The 3,773-nt window shown below is 56.1% G+C and carries 3 protein-coding genes and 1 pseudogene; 3 read left to right on the plus strand and 1 reads right to left on the minus strand.

What is annotated here, in order from left to right:
- The 3 genes and pseudogenes from AC5ZG5_RS45740 to AC5ZG5_RS45750 form a co-directional block, all read left to right on the plus strand.
- Positions 1-268 (plus strand): hypothetical protein (locus AC5ZG5_RS45740; protein ID WP_496165555.1); only part of this gene is annotated, 268 nt, incomplete at its 5' end.
- A 207-nt stretch (positions 269-475) separates the two neighbouring features.
- Positions 476-1,291: an integrase core domain-containing protein gene (locus tag AC5ZG5_RS45745; RefSeq protein ID WP_496165556.1), complete on the plus strand. Its 816-nt coding sequence runs from the start codon at positions 476-478 to the stop codon at positions 1,289-1,291.
- 18 nt (positions 1,292-1,309) lie between these two features.
- Positions 1,310-2,647: pseudogene (locus AC5ZG5_RS45750) on the plus strand (DUF1254 domain-containing protein).
- A 323-nt stretch (positions 2,648-2,970) separates the two neighbouring features.
- On the opposite strand, the gene AC5ZG5_RS45755 reads toward AC5ZG5_RS45750, so the two are convergent.
- Positions 2,971-3,429, minus strand: a complete 459-nt coding sequence (locus tag AC5ZG5_RS45755; RefSeq protein ID WP_130228981.1) for a cupin domain-containing protein — start codon at positions 3,427-3,429, stop codon at positions 2,971-2,973.
- Between the last annotated feature and the right edge of the window lie 344 nt (positions 3,430-3,773).

The following is a 3,773-nucleotide window of genomic DNA, read 5'->3' on the forward strand; positions in this document are numbered from 1 at the left end:
TCTCTTTGGCTGGGCGGTGATGCTCTGCTATACGATCATTCCAGGGTTTGCGTTGGGTTGGCGGCTGCAATTGGCCAGTGCGAGCATTCGGACCTATGTTTGGTCGGCTGAACGGCTTTTAGTAAGTTTGTTCGCGTTGATTTTTGATCATCGAATCTTTTTTCGTTGGCATACGCCGGTTCGAAAGCATGACTGCTCAGCTGTCCCTGTCGGAAACCTAATCCGGCTGGTATGTGAGGCCGAATCGCGCAATGCTTCTGTCTCATGAGAGAAGCTTACAGCCTGGTCTGGTCCGTGCTGGTCATATTGTTCCGGTCGCGGGTCTCGTTGGAAGCTGAGATCCTGATCCTTCGTCATCAACTTAACATCCAGCGACGGCATGTGCCGAAGAGAGTGGCCTTCAGTGCCATAGATCGCCTGATTTTTGTTGGGCTGTATCGTTTGGTGCCAAATACCATCAAAGGCGCTGACGATAGTGAAGCCGGATACCATCATCCGTTGGCACCGTGCCGGTTTCAGAGCGTATTGGCGCTGGAAATCGCGGCACCGCTGCGGTCGACCAACTGCACCGTTGGAAATTCGCCGGCTGATCCGCGAGATGAGCATCGTCAACCCGCCGTGGGGAGCGCCGAGAATCCATGGTGAGCTTCTCAAGCTCGGCATCGAGATCGGTCAGACCAGCGTCGCCAAGTATATGGCGCGGAGGAGGGGCCCTCCCTCGCAGGGATGGAAGACGTTTCTTCGCAACCATGCGGATGGCATTGTCGCAATGGACCTCTTCGTCGTGCCGACAATCTCATTCCGACTGCTCTACGGTTTGCTGATCATCGGCCATGGCCGGCGGCAGATCCTGTGGTGCGGGGTGACCGCGCATCCAACTGCCGAATGGATCGCCAATCAACTGACGGAGGCGTGTGGCTGGGAGCAAATCCCTCGTTACCTGATCAGGGACCGCGATGGTGCCTACGCCGAGATATTCACACGCCGGGTGAGATCCATCGGTATCCGAGATCGCCCGACGTCTCCTCGTTCACCCTGGCAAAACGCCCATGCAGAACGGCTGATCGGTTCAATCCGGAGGGAATGCATGGATCATGCCGTAGTCTTTGGCGAACGCCATCTGCGCCACGTGCTGCTCTCGTACATGAGCTACTACAATGGCACGCGACCCCATCTGTCATTGAACAAGGACGCGCCGATATCACGCGCCGCCGAGACAGTCGGACGCATTATCTGTCGCCCGATTTTGGGTGGGCTGCACCACCAATATGCCCGGATTGATTTGCGATGAGGACAGGAGGATGGACCGATTTTCGACATCATCGAGGGCGCTGAGGATTTCTGGCTGGCCACGGATGCTTACATCTATGGCTATCCGCTGGTGACCGTCGAAATGACGCGCAGGGTTATTACAAACCAGCCAAAAGTAGAGGGCACACGCGGCCCGATGGGTCAGATCATCAACCTGCGCCAATACCCTAACGCATCTTTTCGTGACGCAACGGCGCCAAATGCGGACACGCTGTACAGCTCCGGTTTCTTCTACGTCGACAAAGAACCTTGGGTGCTCAGCGTTCCTGACATGAAGGGTCGATATTTCCTGCTGCCGATGCTGGACGGATGGACTACCGTCTTTGCTGTACCGGAACGCGAACAACAGGCACCGGAGCGCAGACCTACGCAATTACCGGCCCGAACTGGAGCGGCGCCCTGCCATCAGGTGTAAAGGAATTGAAGTCTCCGACGAACATTGTTTGGCTCATCGGACGCCTCTACTGCACGGGTACACCCGAGGACTATGCTGCCGTCCATGCGTTGCAAGATCAATTGAAGATGGTCCCGCTGAGTGTCTTACGGGAAGGAATACACGCCGCCGGCGGGGACGGTCGACCCGTCCGTCGATATGAAGACGCCGGTGCGAGACCAGGTCAATCGAATGGACGCGGTGGAATTTTTCACGCTCCTCGCGCAATTGATGAAGGACAACCCTCCGTATGCGGCAGATGCTCCCGAAGTCGCGCGCTTCGCCAAAATCGGGCTGGTGCCGGGCAAAGACTTTGATGCCAGCGAGCTGCGGGCGGATTTCGCTAAACGTATCCCGCAGGTCGCGTTTGATCGCATCCTTCTTCAAACGAAGGTGAACGACGCCGTGAAGCACGTCAACGGCTGGATATACGACACGAAGACTGGAATATACGGAACGGACTATCTAAACCGCGCCATAGTAACTGCCATCGGCCTTGGCGCAAACCGCACCCAAGATGCCATCTACCCGTTCTCCCAGAGGGACGCCGAGGATCACGATTACGACGGAGCTAACAAATACCTCCTGCGCTTTCCCAAAGGACAGTTGCCACCTGCGCGCGGCTGCTGGTCTGTCAAGATGTATGACGCCAATTATTTCTTCGTCGCCAATCCCATCAATCGCTACTCTATCAGTCCTCGCCAAGATCTGAAGACCAACGCTGATGGCTCAACGGACCTCTACATCCAAAATCAATCGCCGGGCCCGGACAAGGAGTCGAATTGGCTTCCCGCACCAAACGGCAAGTTCAAGCTGATGCTCCGCATGTACTGGCCGGATGAAAACCCACCTTCAATCGTCGACGATACATGGACGCCGCCAAAGGTGGAGAAGACTAGCTAACGTGATCTGATTGTGCCGGTCTTCGATTGCTCCCGCTCCAAACGATTGCAGATACCCCGCGGGGCGGGAGCATAGCGCCGTTGTCGAACAGCAGCCACTCCATGACCGATTTGGATCAATCGCGTCGTTTTCGGCCCGTTCGAGGGATGTCTGGTTAGCTTTTAACAGCGGCGGAATAGCAGACATCCACCAACCGCTGCTTGGGGCCAATAGCGACTTAGAGCGGCGTCCGGCCTACCCGGTGAGTTGACGTGCGATCTTCAATCCGGGTTTCGGCCATGGGCAAGACCGGACATAACCGCCGTCGCTTCTTCGTGCAGCCGTTATTGTTTGCGCGGATCGTCAGCAGGATTGATGTAATCGATGCCACCTGGGCCAATGAACTGAACCTGAAGTATTCCTTCCTCGCTTCCGGTCCACGCGAAATGCGGGTGTTTCGCAGGGTACACCCATAACGAGCCAGGTTTTAGGAGATCACCCTTCTTTTCGAATTTCTCACCATGACTGCTGCCGATTGCCCCGCTTAAGACGGTGACAACTTCAGAATAGGGGTGAGTGTGCGGAGGCATTTGGAAATTCGCTGGAAACTTGATGCGCAAGACGACAACTTCGCCTTTCTTGCTGGGATCGCCGACCAAGGTGGCAATCTGAACGCCTTTTGGAAAGGCTGGATTATCCTTCCATACGAGCGCCTCGGGCATCAGCCGCGCCTCAGTATCTTGCGCGATTACCGGAACAGACAGCATAATCAAGCTGGTCGCGGTCAGAAGCAATTTTTCCATGAGAATCTCCCAAGCTCCATGCAGCAAGAGAACTCAAGTCGCAATGCGGCGAGCGTGAGTTTGAGATAGAAGCTGCGCGCCGCGTACAGTCGCAAGGCTATACTACCTGCAGGCGAACAATAAAGGCAGAGATATTGACTTACAGCCTGGCAAACGGGTTGATGCCCGCTTCGGATCAAAAACGCGAAGAACTCAACCGAAGAAATCTAGTCCGCTGTGCCTCGCCAAGCGGACCTCGGTGACGTAGTTCACCACTTCGCCGATGGGCCAGGGGACTAAACCGCTCGCGCGGTAGGCCGCTGCGGCAAACAGGGTGGCCAAGCCGATAGCGCCAAGGGGCGTCC

The organism is Bradyrhizobium sp. Ses1 (assembly GCF_059512365.1).